General features: G+C 46.7%; 17 protein-coding genes. 2 read left to right on the top strand and 15 right to left on the bottom strand.

Features of this window, described 5'->3' with window-relative positions; genetic code table 11:
• Nucleotides 1-125: 125 nt before the first annotated feature.
• The 5 genes from OEY64_01815 to OEY64_01795 are packed head-to-tail and all read right to left on the bottom strand — an operon-like array spanning nucleotide 126 to nucleotide 8,493.
• Nucleotides 126-2,930 carry a fused MFS/spermidine synthase gene (locus tag OEY64_01815; protein ID MDH5541680.1) on the bottom strand — a complete coding sequence of 935 codons (2,805 nt, stop codon included), beginning with the start codon at nucleotides 2,928-2,930 and terminating at the stop codon, nucleotides 126-128.
• Nucleotides 2,931-2,936: 6 nt separating this feature from the next.
• The gene (locus tag OEY64_01810; protein MDH5541679.1) at nucleotides 2,937-4,358 is read right to left on the bottom strand and encodes a sigma-54 dependent transcriptional regulator; all 1,422 of its coding nucleotides are present in this window, start codon (nucleotides 4,356-4,358) and stop codon (nucleotides 2,937-2,939) included.
• A gap of 6 nt (nucleotides 4,359-4,364) precedes the next feature.
• A complete protein-coding gene (locus tag OEY64_01805; protein ID MDH5541678.1) occupies nucleotides 4,365-6,320 on the bottom strand; it encodes an ATP-binding protein in 1,956 nt (651 codons plus the stop codon).
• A 39-nt stretch (nucleotides 6,321-6,359) separates the two neighbouring features.
• A complete protein-coding gene (locus OEY64_01800) occupies nucleotides 6,360-7,127 on the bottom strand; it encodes a formylglycine-generating enzyme family protein (GenBank protein ID MDH5541677.1) in 768 nt (255 codons plus the stop codon).
• 46 nt (nucleotides 7,128-7,173) lie between these two features.
• A complete protein-coding gene (locus OEY64_01795) occupies nucleotides 7,174-8,493 on the bottom strand; it encodes an ABC transporter substrate-binding protein (GenBank protein MDH5541676.1) in 1,320 nt (439 codons plus the stop codon).
• Nucleotides 8,494-8,710: 217 nt separating this feature from the next.
• Here OEY64_01795 and OEY64_01790 point away from each other — a divergent pair, with 217 nt between their 5' ends.
• Both OEY64_01790 and OEY64_01785 read left to right on the top strand, forming a co-directional pair.
• Complete coding sequence (locus OEY64_01790; protein MDH5541675.1) at nucleotides 8,711-9,268, top strand: formylglycine-generating enzyme family protein; 558 nt, start codon at nucleotides 8,711-8,713, stop codon at nucleotides 9,266-9,268.
• Nucleotides 9,269-9,458: 190 nt separating this feature from the next.
• Nucleotides 9,459-9,737 (top strand): hypothetical protein, encoded by a 279-nt coding sequence (locus OEY64_01785; GenBank protein MDH5541674.1) that lies wholly within the window; start codon nucleotides 9,459-9,461, stop codon nucleotides 9,735-9,737.
• On the opposite strand, the gene OEY64_01780 is transcribed toward OEY64_01785, so the two are convergent.
• The 10 genes from OEY64_01780 to OEY64_01735 form a co-directional block, all read right to left on the bottom strand.
• A complete protein-coding gene (locus OEY64_01780) occupies nucleotides 9,730-10,062 on the bottom strand; it encodes a hypothetical protein (GenBank protein ID MDH5541673.1) in 333 nt (110 codons plus the stop codon). The two genes, OEY64_01785 and OEY64_01780, sit on opposite strands and share 8 nt — an antisense overlap.
• 40 nt (nucleotides 10,063-10,102) lie before the next feature.
• Nucleotides 10,103-10,441, bottom strand: coding sequence for a cytochrome c (locus OEY64_01775; protein ID MDH5541672.1), 339 nt, complete (start codon nucleotides 10,439-10,441; stop codon nucleotides 10,103-10,105).
• A gap of 30 nt (nucleotides 10,442-10,471) precedes the next feature.
• Nucleotides 10,472-11,119, bottom strand: coding sequence for a hypothetical protein (locus tag OEY64_01770; GenBank protein ID MDH5541671.1), 648 nt, complete (start codon nucleotides 11,117-11,119; stop codon nucleotides 10,472-10,474).
• An 11-nt stretch (nucleotides 11,120-11,130) separates the two neighbouring features.
• The gene (locus OEY64_01765) at nucleotides 11,131-12,492 is read right to left on the bottom strand and encodes a DUF4340 domain-containing protein (GenBank protein ID MDH5541670.1); all 1,362 of its coding nucleotides are present in this window, start codon (nucleotides 12,490-12,492) and stop codon (nucleotides 11,131-11,133) included.
• 29 nt (nucleotides 12,493-12,521) lie between these two features.
• The gene (locus tag OEY64_01760; GenBank protein MDH5541669.1) at nucleotides 12,522-14,093 is read right to left on the bottom strand and encodes a GldG family protein; all 1,572 of its coding nucleotides are present in this window, start codon (nucleotides 14,091-14,093) and stop codon (nucleotides 12,522-12,524) included.
• 2 nt (nucleotides 14,094-14,095) lie between these two features.
• The gene (locus tag OEY64_01755; GenBank protein ID MDH5541668.1) at nucleotides 14,096-14,875 is read right to left on the bottom strand and encodes an ABC transporter permease; all 780 of its coding nucleotides are present in this window, start codon (nucleotides 14,873-14,875) and stop codon (nucleotides 14,096-14,098) included.
• Nucleotides 14,872-15,819, bottom strand: a complete 948-nt coding sequence (locus OEY64_01750; GenBank protein ID MDH5541667.1) for an ABC transporter ATP-binding protein — start codon at nucleotides 15,817-15,819, stop codon at nucleotides 14,872-14,874. Before OEY64_01750 ends, OEY64_01755 begins: the two co-directional genes overlap by 4 nt.
• Nucleotides 15,820-16,034: 215 nt before the next feature.
• Nucleotides 16,035-17,150, bottom strand: coding sequence for a c-type cytochrome (locus OEY64_01745; protein ID MDH5541666.1), 1,116 nt, complete (start codon nucleotides 17,148-17,150; stop codon nucleotides 16,035-16,037).
• Nucleotides 17,151-17,549: 399 nt separating this feature from the next.
• Nucleotides 17,550-18,143 (bottom strand): hypothetical protein, encoded by a 594-nt coding sequence (locus OEY64_01740; GenBank protein ID MDH5541665.1) that lies wholly within the window; start codon nucleotides 18,141-18,143, stop codon nucleotides 17,550-17,552.
• Between the two features lie 7 nt (nucleotides 18,144-18,150).
• The gene (locus OEY64_01735) at nucleotides 18,151-19,299 is read right to left on the bottom strand and encodes a cytochrome b N-terminal domain-containing protein (GenBank protein MDH5541664.1); all 1,149 of its coding nucleotides are present in this window, start codon (nucleotides 19,297-19,299) and stop codon (nucleotides 18,151-18,153) included.
• Nucleotides 19,300-19,441 lie beyond the last annotated feature (142 nt).

The following is a 19,441-nucleotide window of genomic DNA, read 5'->3' as shown; positions in this document are numbered from 1 at the left end:
GCTGGAAAAGCATGCTTGTTTTTTCAATACCTTATATTGTGTCGCCCTGGCTTCCCCATATAACGATTTATCGTATCGTTATCTTTTCATCATTCAACGTTACGTTAAACTAGCAAGTCTGATTTTTATTTGACCACCAGTTTTTCGGCCAATTGAGGACGCAATCGCGCCAGTTCCTTGAATGAATTCTCCGATTTTTCCGGCATCCCCAATTTCTGGTATGTTTTCGCCAAATAGAAATGAACTTCTGGTAAATCCGAATTTATCACCTTTGTCCATTCAAAAAGTTTAATTGCGGTTTTGAGATCTCCCCTGTTGTAGTAGAGATATCCGAGATCAAACACCGAAAGCGCAAGATAGGGATCAATTGGAGCGAGCGCTGCCGCCTCTTTATACTTCTCGACTTCCAGATTGTAGTTTCTTTTTGCATGTTCCACCTTCCCTTCCAGAAGTTTTGTGCGGGCATCAAAATATTTCTTTATCGCTGTGTACAATTCGGCGTCTTCATCCGCGCCAGGGAGAAGTTTAGTGGAGAGTTGTCGCGCCGAAACAAGCGAAGCGAAGTTGAACACCGCGTTTTCCTTCCGGTTCCATATTTTGCGCGGTTCCGTGTACTCTATTACCGGCCTGTTATCGCTGTTTATCGGCGATCCTTCCGTGAACTTCATCACACCATCACGATCCATGACATAAAAGCTGAGAAAAGAGAGCGGATCAGCGTACTCGATCATGTCCATCGTTACGGACTCTGTATCCATCCGCTCATGAAGCATTGCCGGATTTATCAAGATCGGTTCGGAAGAGCCAAGAAGCATCAGCGTCGGAAACTCGCTGTTTACATCGCCCGACCATACGACGACATGCTCGAAAACGGAGGCGAAGGTGCGCATAACCACTTTCAGGCTTTCGGGCGAGATCTGATAGAGTGGGAGCCACTGGGCCATTGCTCCACCGCTCTTCAGCTTTTTCTTCACATTCCGGAAATGCTCCAGACTGTACAGGTTCCCAACACCGGCGCTGTCAGGCTGGAACAGGTCCGAGATGACGAGGTCGTAACTCTTCCTGGTAACCTTTATATAATGCCTTCCATCCCAGAAAGTAAGGTGAAAACGCTTGTCTGCGATTATATTATGGTTGTACTCCTTGAACAGAGGCTGGATATCAAGTAGCGCCGGCACTATTTCTACCGACTCAATGCTTTCGACCGGATGATCACCGACCGAACCTGACGTTATTCCGGAGCCAAGTGATATCACAAGGACATCTTTTGAATCCGGTTTTAGCAGGAGCGGGATATGCCCGAAACGAACGGCGATATCGCCGCTTGTCGCCAGCTGGTAGTTGTTTACCATAAGGGTCAAAGGCCCATTTTCCCACTTCTCCTCGACCTTGACCGTCCCCATAACGTCTTCCTTGCTGAAAATCAGCCTGCCATCCGACCTCGTCCCGATGCCGATATCGGTACCTGATATTTTGAAGCCTATTACGGTCATAATAGCCAGTACCGCCGTTATTGGAAGAACCGGCCCAAGAGTTTTTCGCGAATTGGAGTTAAAAAGGCCGGCATAGCCGTTTATGAGAGAGATCGCAGAGACAATAAAGATTCCATACTGCAAACCGAAGGAGGGTATCAGAAGGAAACCTGCGAAAAGCGAGCCGGCAATTCCGCCTGCGGTACCAACCGCATAAACGAGGCCGACGTCTTTTCCTATTGAACTGAGCGAATCCGTGGCAACACGACAGATGACCGGGTAGGAGATTCCCATCAGGGTTGCGGGGAGGAAGAATGTAAAGAGCATCAGAATAAACATCACTATTATATCTTTCACCCAGGTTATCTGCCCAAGCATCATCCCCAGACTGGACGCAAGGCTTTCCGAATAGGAGAAGAATACAACGCTAAGTATCCCGAAGAGTCCTATGCCCACCTGAACAAGTCCGAAAATCTTTAATGGGTCTTCCAGCCTGTCGATCCATCTGCTTGAAAGATGGCTCCCGAACGCCATGCCGAGAAGGAATACTGTAAGGAGATTGCTGAAGAGATAGACAGTTGATTTGAAGGAGACAATAAAACCGCGGGTCCACAATACCTCAAATGCCAACATGCTGAAACCTGAGATGAGGATGAGCGCAAGCGCGGTATTTACGGATCCCCGGTATCTTTCGACAGATACGCCGGCAGACTCCTGAACCGCTTTCTTCTCCTTTTTCCTGCTCTTCTTTTCAGCGCTGTTTATCGCGAGGCTCTTTTCGCCGCTGTCCATCGCAAAATTTTTGCCGAGAAGAGTAAGTATCCATGCCACGAGCATGTTAAGGAACGCCGCAAACGCGATCGTTGCATTTACTCCTATGAACGGGACAAGCAGAAACCCTGTGAAGAAACAGCCAAACATTGCGCCGTATGTATTCGCCGCGTAAATGGATCCTATCCCCTCCCCTACCTTTTCAAAATCATTCACATAAAACTTGCTCATCACCGGTGTGGTACCGCCCATCAGGAAAGTAGGAGCAAGAAGAAGGATGAAAACGAGGATATATCTTACTATCAGCCATCCGCCTGACGAAATGGAGTCAACCGACATAAGGCTCACGATGACATCGTCAAGCAGAAATATAAGGAGTGTAATTGCCAAAGATGCTAGCGCAATCCCGATCTCCAGTTTAATGTATGTATTCAGAGGAACCTTGATCTTGTCGATCCACTTCCCCCAGACATGGCTTCCAAGAGCAAGCCCGGTCATGAATCCCGCAACTACGATGGATACCGCGTATATGGTATTGCCAAAGACGAGTGAAAGTATGCGAACCCACGCAACCTGATATACAAGCCCCGCCGCACCCGACATGAAAAAGCATGCGAGCAGTATGTTTCCAGTCCTTGAATTTATATTTCCGGGCAAGGATATCTCATCATCTTTTGCACGACCCATTTTGTCCTACTCCTCCGATCTGTTTTTTTCTTCGTTTGTGTTCTGTTTTTCTGCCGATCGCTCATGCATAACAAGCTCATGCAAACCGGTTCTTTTAACCATCCTGTAAAGGGACATCCTTGCTATACCCGCTTTCTCCGAAGCCTTGGACATGTTCCCCCTTGTCGCAAGGAGGAGGTTCTCAAGGTAATACCTCTCAAACTGCTCCAGCCATTTTGTCCTCGCTTCCTTAAGAGGGAGATCGTTATGGCTTACGGAGGACCTTATCTCCTTCGGGAGACTTTTCACCAAAATTACCCTCCCCTCCGCCAATGAGACAGCCCCTTCCAGAACGTTCCTCAACTGCCGTACGTTGCCCGGCCAGCGGTACTCCATCATCTTCACCAGTGCATCCGGATGCAGGGAAGGAACTTCCATGCCGTTCCCGTCGGCCAGATCCTTGAAGAAATGGTCGCACAGAATCCCGATATCCTCCAGGCGCTCCCTGAGCGGCGGGATATCTATCTTAACTACATTTAGGAAATAGTAAAGATTTTCGCGGAACATATTGTTTGTAACAGCTGTGTAAAGATCCGTAGTCGTGGAAGCGATGAGCCGGACATTCATTTTGATAGCTTTCCAGCCCATATCGTATGGCACCTTCCTGTCCTGCAATACCCGGACAAGTTTTGCCTGTTTTGTCGGGTCTAGCTCGTCCACATGCTCCAGGTAGAGCGTCCCCCCTTCGGATGCGTCGAAAATATTTTCTACGGCGTTGTCGCTATTGCCGGCGCTTGTTGAAGTAGGGGGTTCGATCATTTCTTTTGTCACGGTAGTGCAATCGACAACATGAAACGGACCGTTCGCCCTGTCACTAAGCATATGGATCGCCCGTGCGGCAAGCTCTTTGCCGGTCCCCGTCTCCCCGTAAATGAGCGCGTTTGATTTCGACTGGGCTACTTTTCTTATCATCTCAACGGTTTTCAGGAATCTGGGATGTTTTCCCACAAAGAAATGATTAAAAAAATCAGCCTGAAGTTTTTCCTTGAGGTTCTTATTCTCTTCCTTCAGCCGATATTGCGCAAAAGCCCTCTCGACCGTGATTATCAGCTGATCTGATGTAAACGGTTTCGTTAGATAGTCGAATGCTCCTGACTTCACAGCCTCCACGACGCCGTCTATCGTGGCAAAGGCGGAGAACATTATTATCGGTATTTGCGGGAACACCGCATGAATATCCCTTAATACCTCCATCCCGTTTTTTTCGGGCATGAGGAAATCGGTAATAACAACCTGCGGATTATGAAGCCTCGCAAGCTCAAGAGCCTTTGTGCTGTCCGTTGTCGTGATGCATGAATAATTCTCCTCATCCAGGATTCTTGCGCAGTTTTCCAGCAGATCGGCCTCATCGTCGATCAGCAGCACCAGTTTTTTTATGTTGTTTTCCATTGGCCCCTACCCGGTTATCATCTCTTTCCTGGTTTTTCCACTTTTTGAAGAAGCCGCCGCAAGAATAATCGTAAAAAGAGTACCAACACCAATTTCACTCTCAACGCTGATCGAACCGCCAAAATCCTGGATCAGTCCGTAACTGATGGATAGGCCCAGACCGGTGCCCTGCCCTACCTCCTTTGTCGTGTAAAACGGCTCGAAAACCCGCTCGATGGAATCCTTTGATATCCCCTTCCCGTTGTCCCTTATTTTTATTTCTATGTTGTCATCGTCGTGCCGTGCGGTAGATATCCAGATGTTCCCGCCTACATCCGTTGCCTGGAACGCGTTATAAACAATGTTGTATACGACCTGGTCTATACCCTGGGTGTTCGCCCATACTTCAGGAAGTTTTTCTTCGAGCTCCAGCTTCAGGGAAATTTTCTTTTTATTTAGCGGCATCTCCACAAGATTTACCACGCGCGTTATTACGGCATTCAGGTCAACCGATTCGCAGACGTTTGACTTCATTCTTGAGAATGTCAGGAGGTCGCTCGTAATACGCCCGATCCTTATAGCGTGATTATGCAGGACATTGAGATCATCCCGTATACCGTCCAATTTCCCCTTATCGAAGGCTTTCATCATCAATTCTAGCCTTGTGATGATTATTGATATCGGATTGTTTATCTCGTGGGCCACGCCGGCGGCAAGGAACCCGACAGCCGCCAGCTTCTCCGCCTGCATAAGCCTGCTTTCCACTTTCTGTATGTGGCGGGAGCGCTCTTCCACCTTGCTTTCCAGCGACTCACTGTAATCCTGCAGAGCGTCAGCCATCAGATTATAGGCTTTTGCCAGAGCCTCGATCTCATCGCCAGATCTTATATCGAGTCTGAAGTTGAACCGGTTATCTTTGAGGTTTTTCGTCCCTTCCTGCAATTTTTCGATGTTTCGCGTAAGCGCCTGCGCGACTAAGAGAGCGGCTCCTATGCAGAAAATCATGACCAATATGGAAGCGAGAATATATTTCCTTTTTATCGTATCGAGCATAGGATTGAACCGGTCATGCGCATACCGGTCGAAGATGACGTAAAAATATTTGTGGTCATTGGCCTTTGGAAAGACCGGGCTGAAAGCGAAGAGATAATCGGGATTATCCGCAATGATTCCCGGCCTTCCTGAGAGTATCTGGGCAACAACGTCGCTTGGAAACTTTGTGTTTATGTTGTAGTCGTACTGTACGCGGGATATATTTTCCTCTTCTTCGGCAAAAGGGTTATATATGAAATTTCCGGCGCTCGTTATCATAGCCGCCGGCCGCCTTTTCTTGAATGTCGTGTTGCTGAGGGAATTTGATATTTCGCTACCGTCGAGATCGAGGAAAATGACCCCCTGTGGCCTTCCCTCCCTGTCGAACACCTTGGTTGCGTAACGTATGAGTGTAATGGATTTCAGGTCAAGACCGGGATCCACCGAACTTCTCATCGGTATAGCCGCGATTCCGAACTTATCCTGTATTGCGGCCTGTTCATAGTAAGCCGAGGTGAGCCTGTTCCTCTTTTTGTCTTCGCTTAAAGCAATCATGTTTTTCCCGCTTCTAAAAACGACAACAACCTCCATCCCGTATTCATCGAGAAAACCGATGCGGGAATAACCAGGTTTTAATGAAAGGAATATCATGAATTCCTGCTCCAGGAAGACTTTCCAGTAATCCTTTACCCCCTCCCCTTTTTTTTCGTTGTCGGTATAGAACTGCATGACCAGATTGGATCGCAGGTAGTTGATATCCGAATATGCGTTTAAGAACGACCTTTCAATATCCTTTCCCCTGGTAACGCAGTTGAGGAAAATGGTCTTAAGGGTATCCTCGATTACGGACGAGCGGGCATCCTTGAGATTCTGGTAGCCGAAATACCCGATTGGAAGTATCGAAACCACCAGAAGCACGAAAGCGAATTTCTTCCAAATGCGATTAAACATCCGCTCCTGCTAGCCTTTCTTCATTAATGAACAAGACAACTATTCAACATCCTTCGCGCACCTGAACCCTATAATATGACTGACCGAGTCGCCGGGAATTATTTCCCTGTGAGCGGCTCTCGCGTTAACCGACAAATCCAGCCAGGAACCCCCTTTTACAACGGCCTTTTCGGAATCAGCCATCTCCAATGTGGCGGTCCATTCCCTCACGTTTCCGGCCATATCATGAACTCCGAACGGACTGACATCCCCAGGCGCAAGTTCGATCTTGTTTGCGGTCCCAAATTCACAAAGCGCTCCAAGGAGAAATTTCAAATCTGATTCGGCAGTCACGGATTTGTACGGATCAAAAGTATTGCCCCATGGGTAGACGCGTCCATCGGTGCCCCGCGATGCTTTTTCCCATTCATCTTCAGTAGGGAGTCTCTTCCCTGCCCATTTTGCATATTTCATGGCGTCTGTCCGCGAAACGTATAGAACGGGAAAATCCCCTTTACCGGATGCAAATGTTCCCTCTTCCCAGTTCAAGGGTGGGGGATAGTTCGTTTCCTTTACGAACTTTTCATATTCCCTGTTTGTAACTTCATGCCTGTCAATATAGAACGATTTCAGGTATACCTTTTTTGCCGGCACCTCTTTGTCGAAGGGGTATAGTTTGTAAATTTCCCTTTCGCCATACATTTTTTTCAGTTTACTGACCTCATCATCGGTGCTCCCCTTTACAAACTCACCCTCCGGCACAAGTACCATATCCTTGGGATTACTCCCTGCCGACGCATGGTCGATCTTCCCTAAAAGACAGGACAACAAAAATAAATTGAATACAACAATCCTAAAGAGTGTTCTGGACATTTCAACTCGGCTCCCTTACTCCAACAAATTCAAAACCTTTATTTTTCTTTTGCACTTCAAAAATAAACGGCTCCTTTATGGCTTCTCCGGTTTCATCGAAAGTGATCCTTCCCGTGACGCCGTTATAATTTTTAATGGCAACGAGAGCATTGCGAACATGGCTTGGACGCAGTGAGGGGGATTTCTTGATAGCCTCATATAGAAGGTTATAGGCGTCAAAGCTCAATGCCGCCATCCTGGTCGGTTCATGACCAAACCTGTCGGTGTATTCCTTTACAAATTTCTTAACATTGTACTTTTCCGAGTGCGGATTGAACCCGCCATAGGTCACTGTTCCGTTTATCTCCTCGCCAAGGGCAAGATACTCGGGAACCATAAGGTCTTCCGAACCAATTAGCGGGATCTTTACCCCCTGTTTTCTCATCTCTTTTACTATCTCATTTGCCTCAGCGCCTTCCCCCGAAAAGAACAGGGCGTCCGGCATATTCGATTTCAGTTTTGCTATCTGGTCGGGAATGGAGCTGTCACCTTCCGCGAGATGCGTCATTGTTGTGGGCCAGAGATGTATTTCGTGGGTTATATCCATCTCCTGTTCCAAGGCTTCAATTTTGAATGCCGCGGAAAGCTGAATGGAGTAATCGTTTGCGACAGTGCTGAAAATCGCGACCTTCTTCCATTTCTTGCTGGTCTTGATGTAATCGATCAGCGATCTTACGGCCGACTTTTCATTCAAGGTGATCCTGAAGTTATATGGTCCGCTGTCGCCTAATCGTCGGCGGGAGCCTGCTGAAACCATTATTACCTGGTTATCATTTATCAGTTTTGTGGAAGAAAAACTCACTTCCGAGGTCGCCGCCCCTACAATGGCGAGAACTTCCCGTGATACGGCGGCTTCAAACGCCATTCTGGCCTGGATTATCTCCCCTTTGGTGTCTATCACCAATAGTTCAAATTCCTGTCCGTTAATGCCCCCCATGGCATCAACGGCATCCGAAGCCATTTCAGCTCCGTTTGAGGTCTCAATTCCGTAAATATCAAGTTCACCGTTCAGCGGTCCTATTACAGCGATTGACGGTTTTCTCGGTTTTTCCTGCATTATCTCCTGTTCGGATTTTTGTCCAAATCCGGCAACAGGAGCCGCCATATCCCCATCATTGGACATTTTTGCCAACTTAAAGTTTTTGTCAATAACAGGAGCAGTCATCGGCCCCTTTGTGATGTCCTCCATATTATCGGTTTGAGCTGTTTGAGCGGCTTCAGTCTGGCTCTCGCCGTCTTTCGCTTTCTGCTCCACCCCGCTTTTAGAGCACCCTGTTATCAAAGAGGCCGCTACGAGCACTGAAACAAAATAATATTGTGCTTTTATGGCAATAGACCTATTATTCTGATATATTCCACGGGGAAAAGTTGATTGCACTTTCATTTTATTAAGGAGTTTCAAATTGTTAAGTGAGAAGAAATCCAAATTATTCATATACATATCCTTTCTAATGGTTTTCATGTTTGGGATTGGTTCTGCTATCGCAGCCGGCGGAGAGATGATAAAAGTTCCTGGTGGAAAATTTAAATCCGGACAGGATAAAAAGAGTGAAAATGTAAAAGAGTTCCAAATAGACAAATATGAAGTCTCTTATTCTGAATATCGCAAGGTTGATAAGACCATGGAAATCCCTGCCGGGATGGAAAACCATCCAGTTGCCGATGTTTCTTATGAAGATGCTGAAAAATACTGCAAGGCTGTCGGAAAAAGACTCCCTACCGCTCTTGAATGGGAAAAGGCCGCCAGAGGGGAAGATGGAAGAACCTATCCATGGGGCGACACATTTGAAGCTGAAAACGTCAACTCCCAGGAAGCCGGTATTGGCGGTTCCGCGCCTATCAACAGCAATCCAAAAGGCAAAAGCCCTTACGGTGTTTTTAATATGAGCGGCAATATTTCCGAATGGGTTGACAGCTGGGATAGCGCTCAGAAAAAATATCGCATTCTTCTGGGTGGATCGTATTTTGATGACGCCTCCGGCGTTACTACTACTTCCACTCTCAAAAGCATACCTGACGATATCCATCCCTACAGCGGATTTCGTTGCGCCAAGTAGACAACAGGAATATATATAGGACATGCCGTTAATGAGAGCGTATTTGAATAAGCTGAATACCCCATTAACGGCTTTTCCATATATGGCGGCCGCGCTTTTCATATCTATTTTTTTGTCAGCCTCAGGCTGTTCCAACAACACTGAAAACTCAGGAGTCAAGTTCTTTACACCTGCGGAAGATGGTCTCGTAATGGATGAATTCACAGGCCTTATGACAATGAAAGATGTCATCAGTATCACGTTCAGCTCAAAAACGGATGATGAAACCATGAAAAACATCCTATCCTCAATAAACGGCGAAGTTGTCGGCTATGACAAATCCGTAAAGTATTACCAAATACGTTTTCCAGGCTCCGATTTACAAACAATTGAAAACCTCCGCCTTGAGATTCTTGGCAAATACAAGGAGGTAGAGTTGGCCTCCACTATCCCCGTATCCGCTCACAAGAACCCCTATTACGCTAAATAGATCCCGGGAAAATATCTACTCTTCTGATTGTCATTCCAACTTCGCTGTTGTAAAACTCCAGCATCCCCTTGAACTCTGGATTCAGTTTTGTAACTTCCGCTTTCGCTTCTTCGCCCTGTTTAAATGTGACGTTGTCGTTCACTTCAATCATCACGACAGGGCCATTTTGAGTTTCCCTGATCTCATAGAGTTCCCACGATTCATCCATTTTCTTCAACGCATCAGCTAGATCACCTTCAAAACCGCCTCCGCCGGATGTGCATGCCGCCAAAGACATTACACCTAAAACAAGTATAAATATCGACAGCTTTTGTATTTTTCGCATAACATTACCTCCTCCATTAATAATATCGACAAATCATCTGCTATTTTTTGTCGTTCTCCTTTAAAAACAGGATTACGTCTTCCCTGTTTTCCTTTTTTGACATTGCAGATTTCTTCGGCATCATTTTCTTAAATTTTTCTAAGATCTCAACCGCATAAGGATCGCCGCTATCGAACACCCCTTTTGGATCTTTAATCCATTTATCAAGCCATTCGTCTGAGAGCCTCATGGTCACCCCTTTAAGACTGGGACCCATCAGAACTCCTTCCGTAAGTCTGTGACAGCTTTTGCAATGCTTTTTAAACAGATTTTCACCGTTTTTCAAATTCCCGGCGATTGCAGGCAAGGCAATACCAACCAACAAAACAACCGAACACATAATCCTTGCCATTTTCACCTTTGCTTTTGCCTATTCCAAAAATACCATTTTCAAACCGACACCAATACTGCTCCATCCGATCTTCCCCTTTTTCACGTTCGGGAGATGCTTTTTAACTATATCTCTAGCCAAGTTGCTGGTTTTGATATCAATCTTTGGAGAGAATCCTTCTTTGTCATTTTTATCCATCACATCGATATCAATTACCAAGCCGCTCTCCTGATCCATGGAGAAGTTGACTATTTTCCAAGACCCCTTGCCCAGATCGGTAAGTTCCTTCTTTATCTTTGCAACAGTTTCCGCAGGGATAGAGTTCTCTTCCCTGCTTGCCTTCAAGGTTTTAAAGTTCCCTTTTACAGCCTCAAGGAGCCTGTTATCTCCGGTTACCTGCCCATAAAGCATCGCCATTGTGCCCGCTATATTGAATAGAAAATCCTGTTCCTGTGGCGAGGCATCAGGAGACATCGCGTACTCAACCATCTCCTTCACTTCCTGCGGCACTTCATCTGCGCGATCCTGTATGATTTTATTCATTTCCGCCTTGTTGCCCCTGTCGTAGGCTTCGATGAACAGGTTCCCTACCGACTGCTCTTCCCCAAAAGCTGGAACTTGACCCAAAGCGAAGGCGAGCATCAGGAACCCGCTCAGTAAAATTTTGGCCTTATATATTTTGACCATTACAACCCCCGTTAAAAAAAGTAAGTTTTAAGAACTTGTTGAATGTAATCATTTAATACCAATACCTCGCTGCTCAAGCCGGATGAAGCATAAACCTGGTTTCCTGTCGGCGTCTTTTTCCCAACGCTGAGGCTGAAAGGAACCGTGCGACCCTCTTCCCAGAGAAATAACTGAATGCTGGGAGAGTTCAATCCGTATTCAGCCAGACCTTTAGAATCTACCTGCAGAAAATCCTCTATCTTTACTTCAGCAAGGTCATCCAGGAATTCCTTAACCATTTTAAAATCTACTATCTCGCCACCCTGCTTATCTCTCTTCCACTCTTTATCCACATCCTTCAAGAGGACGATAGTCTTCTTTGCGTTTTTGATCTCAATGCGTTTTATGTTTTCCTGTTCGATGAAAAACAGCTCTTTGCTTCTCAATTCATTTGGATTCCTGGGAATCGCGTTAATGACTTCTTCTTCAAGAAGGAAAATGTTTTCCCTGTCGGACATGGAAACAAAATATCCGCGTTTCTCCGGACTTCTTTTGCCTACCTGTATCCTGACAGTCGGATTGGAATCACCGCTTATCCAGAACATCAATTCTGTCGAAGGATTATCCAGACCGTATTTCCCCTTGTTTTCCTTTGTTTCCTCGATAAATTCCTTCACATCGGTATTGGCAAATGCCGACATGATCTCAAAAATGCTGTTTTGGTCGGCGCGAGCCTTTAAAGGTTTCTCAAGTACCCATTTCCCTTCGTCTGGAAGTTTCACTCTTAAATTCATTTTCGGCGTATTGATTGCCAACTGGTCAACCATTATCGGATTTATGCGCAACACCGACTTGTCCCGGAAGTAGTGCTCGTCCTTGTCGGCTTCGGCCCTGGTGTTTGCAAGCACCCTGTAAACAGGTTTTTCCCCTTCCAGCTGGGCAAAAGCGACACCCATCGATGGAGCCCTGTCGCCAAAAACCACAGTATGAGGAGTTAATTCCTTGCCAACCTTGAGTGTGAGAAAAAGTTTCGGATTTGACAAGCCGAATTCCGCCAGCCTTTCAGGAGAAGGATCCGTGTCCATCACATAATCAGCGTCGTTCCTCGATTCGAGCACGTTGTCGAGGAACTTTTCTACAGCTTCGTTATCAGCCTTGGCTTCTATAGGCTTTACTATCTTCCAGCCGTCTTCCCATCTCTCCAATTCTAACGAAACTTCTCCCTCCTTACGAATTTCAGCGGCCAAAACCTCAATCGGTTCGAATGGCAAGAGCCTGGTAGCCTCGTCTTTTGCCACTTCCTCCATCCTTAACCGCTCCTTATCGATGAAGCTATAACCCGCAATACCGACAAGGATAATTATCCAGATAAACGTATTCTTGAAATATCTCATTTAGCCGCACCGCCCATCTTTATCGACGCTCATTGCCTGAACCATCGTCTGCGGCTATATATACCCAATCCGGCCATCAATACGATCGAAGGGACCATAATCGTCGGTATCCAGAAAATCGCCCTCCCCTGCGCGGCCGTCAGCACAACCGGCGTCATGGTGGATTTCTTTGCGCGGACTGCTATCAGGTCGGCTTCTTCCGCCAGCCAGCTAATGGTATTCAAAAAGAGGTCGCCATTTCCGGCAAGATTGATGTTCGTGTTATTCGCGAAATCGGAATCGCCGATCGCTATAATTTTGCCGTACTTGTCCCTAGTGTTGCCTTCCTCATCCACTTCCCCCTTTGCGGCAAATGTGGCTACGGACATCACCGGTATAGGACCGCGCTTCTCCCTGTCCTCGTCATATTCCGCCTGTCCCGATTCAAGCTGGTTCTTGTCCGTCTCTGTCCATGAGTTCGGGCCTGTAAGAGCCAATTGATACCTTCCGAGCTTCGGGTCTTCCTCTATATATACCGAATTCGCTATCGGGAAATACGAAGCGAGCTTGAAGTCCTTGGTGAGTGGATGTTTGATGTGATAGGCATAAACAACAGGTGTAAGGTGGTTCGCGCCATACAGCTGGCTCTGCTGGTCGATAATTACATCGGTCTGGAGCTTGAAACCAAAGCTCTCTAGCCATGTCCTGTATCCTGGCGGATGCCCGGGATCAACCTCGGCGAGAATCGCGCCACCTCTTTGGTAATATCTCGTCAGCTTTTCAAGTTCAGGCTCCGCCATATCCCTGTCAGGACTTGCGATAACGACCACAGAGGCGTCATCCGGAACCTCATCCTGCCTGAGAAGCATGATATCCTTCACTTCATAATTGTCATTGATAATCGCTTCCGCGGCGGCACGGTACCCCTCCTTACCGGGAGAGCTTATATCCTTTTCGCCGTGGCCCTTTACAAAATAGACTACCTTCCGCTTTTCTCTCAAAAGCTTGATGAGTCCGTTTGTCAGCTTCTCCTCCTGCTCATTTCCTATCTTTATCTGTTTATCGCCTGACATAAGGAGCGTTATCCGGTATTCGGACACCCCGTATTTTGATGCAAGCCCCGGGTTTCTGTCCGGGTCGATAAAGGTGAATGTGAAATTGTCTGAAATGCTTGCGTACTCCTCAAGTATGTCGCGCATCTTCAACCTCTGTTGCGCATGCTGAGAACCCGATTCATTTCGGTAAAACGCAACCGCCTTCACAGGGGTGCTCAGCGATTGAAGTATCTTTTTGGTTTGTGTGGAAAGAGTGAACCTTCCGGTTTTTGTAAGATCAACCCTCTTCTTGTGCGTCTCGCCCAGCACCGCGGCAAAAACCGTCACCGCCGCGAAAACCGCAACCATCACAACCATGTTCGCGCCGTATTTAGTGCTCTTGCTGCCAAGGATGTTCTTTACTTCATTGAAACGGACATAGAGGATAAAGAGCGTAAGCATCAGTCCGACCCAGATAAGGCCGGCTGCTGTAATGCTCATGGCTCCGCCTATCGCGTAAATTCCAAACCCGGTGGCTATAAATACGATTCCAAGTAAACCAAGTATCAGTACTGCCGGTATTTTCATGATTATGCCCTCCACCTTTTCGATTCAAGCGAACGCATGCTGAGGAAAAGGAAGAAAAAGGTGAACAGGATATAGTAGACGACGTCTGAAGTATCGATTACCCCTTTTGCGAAATTCGCAATGTGGTAATTGAACGACAGGTACTCAAGTATTCTGCTCAAGCTCTCGCCAACCAGGCTGGTCGAATAACTGACCACGTAGAAGATCATCAGCGCCGAGAATGTAAGCACAGCGGCGATTATCTGGTTTTCCGTGAGAGTAGACATGAAAACGCCAAGGGAAATGAAAGCCGAACCCATCAGTATAAGACCGATATACCCGGTGATTATCACACCCCATTCCGGATCACCAAAGAACTCGACCAGCAAAATGCTTGGGAATGAAAGAACCAGCATTATCATGAAGATCCCCATGCAACCCATGAATTTCCCCATTATCGCCTCAATATCCTTCACCGGGAATGTGAGGAGTAGCTCAATCGTTCCCGCCTTTTTCTCCTCCGAGAAAACACGCATGGTAAGCATCGGCAACATGATCAGCATGACCCCGCTCAATGTGCCGATGAACGGCCGGATAACAAATTCCGTTACGTTCAGCGCCCCATACTGATTTGCCACCATCGGATCTGTCTGCGCCTGAAAACTCAATGTGCTGAATGACGCGAAAATGTTGTAGAAGTAGTACCCTGTGAGTATCGAAAAAATGGTGATCACCACAAAGGCTATCGGAGAATTGAAATACGATCTGATCTCCTTCATGAGTATGAAAAAGAAGTTTCTCACTGCTTCCCCCCTTCTTCAGTGACTATATGGATGAATATATCCTCAAGGCTCATTTTCATTGGTGAAAGCTCGTAGAGATCCCACTTCTGCTCGGCTGTCAGCTTTGCAATCAGATGGGCCCCCTCGAAGCCGTTATTGAATTCGACAACATAGTTGTTGGTTATTCCCGGTCCTCCGCTTAACATTTGGGCAACCTTTACGCCTCCCAGCTTCCTGAGGGCGTCCAATACTTTCTCTTGCGGACCGGCAATCCTCGTCTGCACCCTTGTTGCCGCGTGCATCTGTGATGTCAGGTTGTCCGGCGTATCCATCGCCTTGATGCGACCTTCATCTATGATAATAACCCTCTGGCAAAGCATGCTAACCTCGGGGAGAATATGACTGCTTAATATGATCGTCCTCTGTTTACCCAGTTCACCTATCAGTGAACGGATTTCAATGATCTGCCTTGGATCAAGGCCAATGGTCGGCTCATCGAGTATCAGCACTTCCGGGTCGTTCAGAAGCGCCTGTGCCAGGCCTACCCTCTGCCGATACCCCTTGGAAAGCTCACCGATGAATTTGTGAGCCATATGGGTTAATCCTACCTGCTCCATTACCTCAGCAACGCGCATACTTATGCTTTTCCAGGGAATCCCCTTCAAACCGGCGACAAACCGGAGGTAGTCGGGCACCTGCATGTCCGTGTAGAGAGGAACCGTTTCCGGCAGATACCCTATCTTCCGCCTTACGCTCAGGGAGTCCTCGAAAACATCGTAACCCGCAATGCGGGCCGTACCGCTTGTGGCAGGCATAAAACATGTAAGGATTCGCATTGTCGTTGTCTTCCCGGCTCCGTTTGGTCCAAGAAAGCCGACAATCTCACCCTTTTCGACATTAAAGGAGACATCGTTTATCCCCCGCGCCTCGCCGTAGGTTTTTGTTAGCTTTTCTACTTCAATCATTACTCAACATCCTACCCTTTTTAAAATCTACCAAGTATTTGAACCCCTACCCTAATTGAGAGTGCACCATTGTCTAACAGTTGATACACAATTGCAAGATAGGTGTTAAAAATAAGCAAAAATCTGACCAAACAGGGGAAAACCGTGATTTGAGCAAAAAAAAGGCCCCCCCTCTTAAGAGGGGGAGCCATATCTGAAGCTTAGATTGGGCTAAATTACTTGTCGAGAGCCCAGTCACCAGTGTTTGCAGTACCGCCGCCGTGACCGGAGGTTTTAACACCGCCGATACCGACTTTCTTTGAAGAGAAGCGTCCGCCACCGATTGAGTCGTATCCACCTTTCATTGCGCCACCGCGTCCAGCCATTGCGCCGGCAAGTTCGAGCATTTCGTTCATTTCCTTGAACTCATCGCTGTCCTTTGCGTTAGCGGCTGTTACGTCGCTTGGATCCGGAGCAAATGCAGGTTTATCAGCAAGGGACCTGATAAATGCAACTGTGTTCCAAATATCCTGATCCTGCATGATGTTACCCCAAGGAGGCATAGCTTCCGAAAGGTTCCTTGCAGCGCCGCCGCCTTTGATTACCTGGAACATATCTACGTTAGAAATGAAGTTTGAGTATTTACCGTTTGTCAGGTTCCTTGGGCGGGGATCAAGAGGAGCAGCCGTTGGGCCGTCACCTTTACCGGTCCAGCCATGGCAATGGACGCAGTATACCGAGAACCAGTGAGCGCCCTGATCCGGGTCTGCACCCGCAACAAGTGTTACACCGTTGGTATTAGGCCTTGTGATGTCGTTCCACTGGTTAACCCAGTCGTTGTAACCTGCACCAAGCTCGGAAGAGCTGTCAGATCGGAACCAAACCTCGGTAACACCTGATTTCTCTGTAAGACCAGATTCAGTGTCGCCAAGCTGGCCAGTCCATTTGTTCTTAAAGCGCTTTGACATCATTTTTTTCAAAGGTGTGTCTAGCTTTGCTTTGAGCTTTCCGCCGCCGAGAGCAGCTGGAAGATCTGCGCCGATTTTGTCAGGGTCAGATGCAACTTTACCTACACCTGTAAGATAGTCGAACCCGGCAACGCCGTATGTTGACGCACTGGAACCCTTCTTGTCGGTCTTGGTCTCGAAAGACTCAATATTGTACTCGTCTGCTTCGCGACCGAATGATTCGCGGGCTTTGTCGGCTTCAGCCTGAGAGGCATCACCCTCTTTTTTGGCCTTTTCCAAATCAGCCGCTGATTTCTTCTCCCTGGCATCCGCATCGGTTGCGACAAGCGCACCTACGGAAAGAGCCAGAAACATCAAGAAAACAAGTTTCGTGACTTTCCTCATTAACTATCCTCCCAATAAATAAAAAAAATTTAATAAAAACTATCTGGAAAAAACTCCCCATTGAGGCTTATACAAAGCAACCTACATGCCTAATCTGGAGAAAAAGAGGGGTAATCCTTAGATACCTGCTACCGTATCACATATGTTACATCCACTCTCCAGATATTGTAACTATTCGCCAATGAATATCGTTTTTAACATCAGGATATCTGCGTAGTGACATTTTTTGTCATTTTTTGCATGAACTGGATATTTAGTTGTAAAACAAGAGATAACCGTTGTATTTAGATATTCTTCCTGCCATATCGTACATTTCGTTTAATCGTTTTGTAATATTTGCACGGAATGAGGCTGGGATTTTATGCGATGTATCACATCTGTTACATCGCTTCTGGAAATCTATTCGAAATATATTGCTGTTGAAACATCAGGGACAATGTCGGCAACGAACCACTGCTCGTCATGGGAATATATGCGAACGTTCCCTTCTTTCCGCACTTTTTTCAGGAAACAGTCGAAAGAAACTTCTTTTATCTTTTTATCATCATAAACTGGAGCTTCTTCAGGGGAACTGTATACACTCTTTATTTTCACATAAACGTTCTGAGCCTTTTCGTATTCGGCATTTACCGGGTCATCCGCGGCCGCTTTTGGATAACTTGCCTTTCCGAAAGTGACCTTGGCTGACTTGGGGAAGTATGATTTCTCATGCCAGATACCTCTATCGGTCAATTTCACATCGACCGATTCATAATCCCCTTTATGTTTTTTGAAGTTCTCTTCCAGGAGCTTCTGACCGGCGTCACTCTCTTCCCTAAGCAACAGTCTTTTCTGCCGCACCGTAAGGAAGTTTAATTCGTAAATCTGCGCGAAATCATCTGCCCGGATGGCTTCCACATAGTTTTCCGCCACCTTCTCAGGATTCCCGGGAATTGATTCGGAGCAGGAATTCAAAGTCAGCAGGGCAATAACAAGTAGCGCTTTCTTTATCATATGAGTATTACCAAACAACTTGCGGTTCATACCAGTGCCTCATCATCCAGCGGTTATCAAGAAGAAGCGGGTTTCGCTCCACATCCTTATAGGTTACAGGGGGTATTCCCATCCTGTCCCCCATGGAAACATTGTGGCAGCTGTTACACCCCATCCAGGGGGAATCGACGCTCCCCCAAAGCAACGTAAATACAAATAGCGCTCCCCCAATAATGCCGGCCCAAGTGTAGGCTTTCCCCATCCATATCCTTCTCTTTTCGGGAATTTTCTCCAGCTCATCCTTTTTCTTCCTTTTATTCAGATACGGCAGAAGGAAGAATACTACAAGGATGATAAATGGGACCCAAAACAGATAGAGCGACCATTCGCGCGGAGGGAAATACCAGTACGGCAAAAGGAAAGTGACGAAAAACCATTCAGGAGCAGGTATGTACTGTCCATCCATCGGAAAAGGGATCATTTCCGGATCCTCTGTTGGAACCGGAAACGCAACGCTGTACGCGATTATCGCTATAATCAGCGGGATCGTCGCAACCGTTTGTCGTAAAAAGAAATCTCCGTATCCTCTCTTTCGTAGTCTGGAAAGGCAGTGGATCTGCAGGAGGATATAGGTCAGTAACGGGAGAACGATATCGTGAATTACAAAGTTACGCGTCGGGGTATAGCTCTGCATGAAAAAATCGTAGAAAGTCGTGCCGAAGATAGGGATAGTCTTGAGCCAGTTATTGAACATCTCCATCATCCAGTAGCCCTTCCATTCCCAGGGCAATATCGTTCCGCTAATGAGAAACGCCACTATTATAAGACTCAGCAAAACGCCTGTTATCCAGTTCCATTTCCTCCCCCCCTGATAGTCGCGCCTCATGTACCCGCGCCAAAGGTGTATAGCTACCGCCAATGTCAGGAAAAAGGCTCCATAACGATGAATGTTCCTCGTAAGGGCTCCGAGGAAGGCGACATTGTCGAAATACTGTACCGTTTTATAGGTCTCACGAAGCGATGGCTCGTAATAGAAGATCATATAAAGCCCTGTAACCAGCTGTGATATGAGGAGGAGAAGTGCGAATCCGCCAAAGTAGTGGCGGAAGGTCATTTTTTTTGGTTTAACGCTTTCCCATAGTTCCTTTTTGTTCAAGTCAAATATTTGTTTCGTCAAGTTGCTTTCTCCATTTGCAATAATTCTTTTTGACCATGATTCTTATGAGGAAGTCCATTCGGTCTTCTAATTAGAGCAGATTGAAACAATACCGTGCAAATAAATTATATTTTTAGTTCCATAAACTGTATTGGGGTACCTG

It is taken from the genome of Nitrospinota bacterium, assembly GCA_029881495.1.
Lineage (GTDB): Bacteria > Nitrospinota_A > UBA7883 > JACRGQ01 > JACRGQ01 > JAOUMJ01.
Note: the sequence above shows the minus strand (reverse complement) of the source record. Positions and strands in the feature narration are given on the sequence as shown.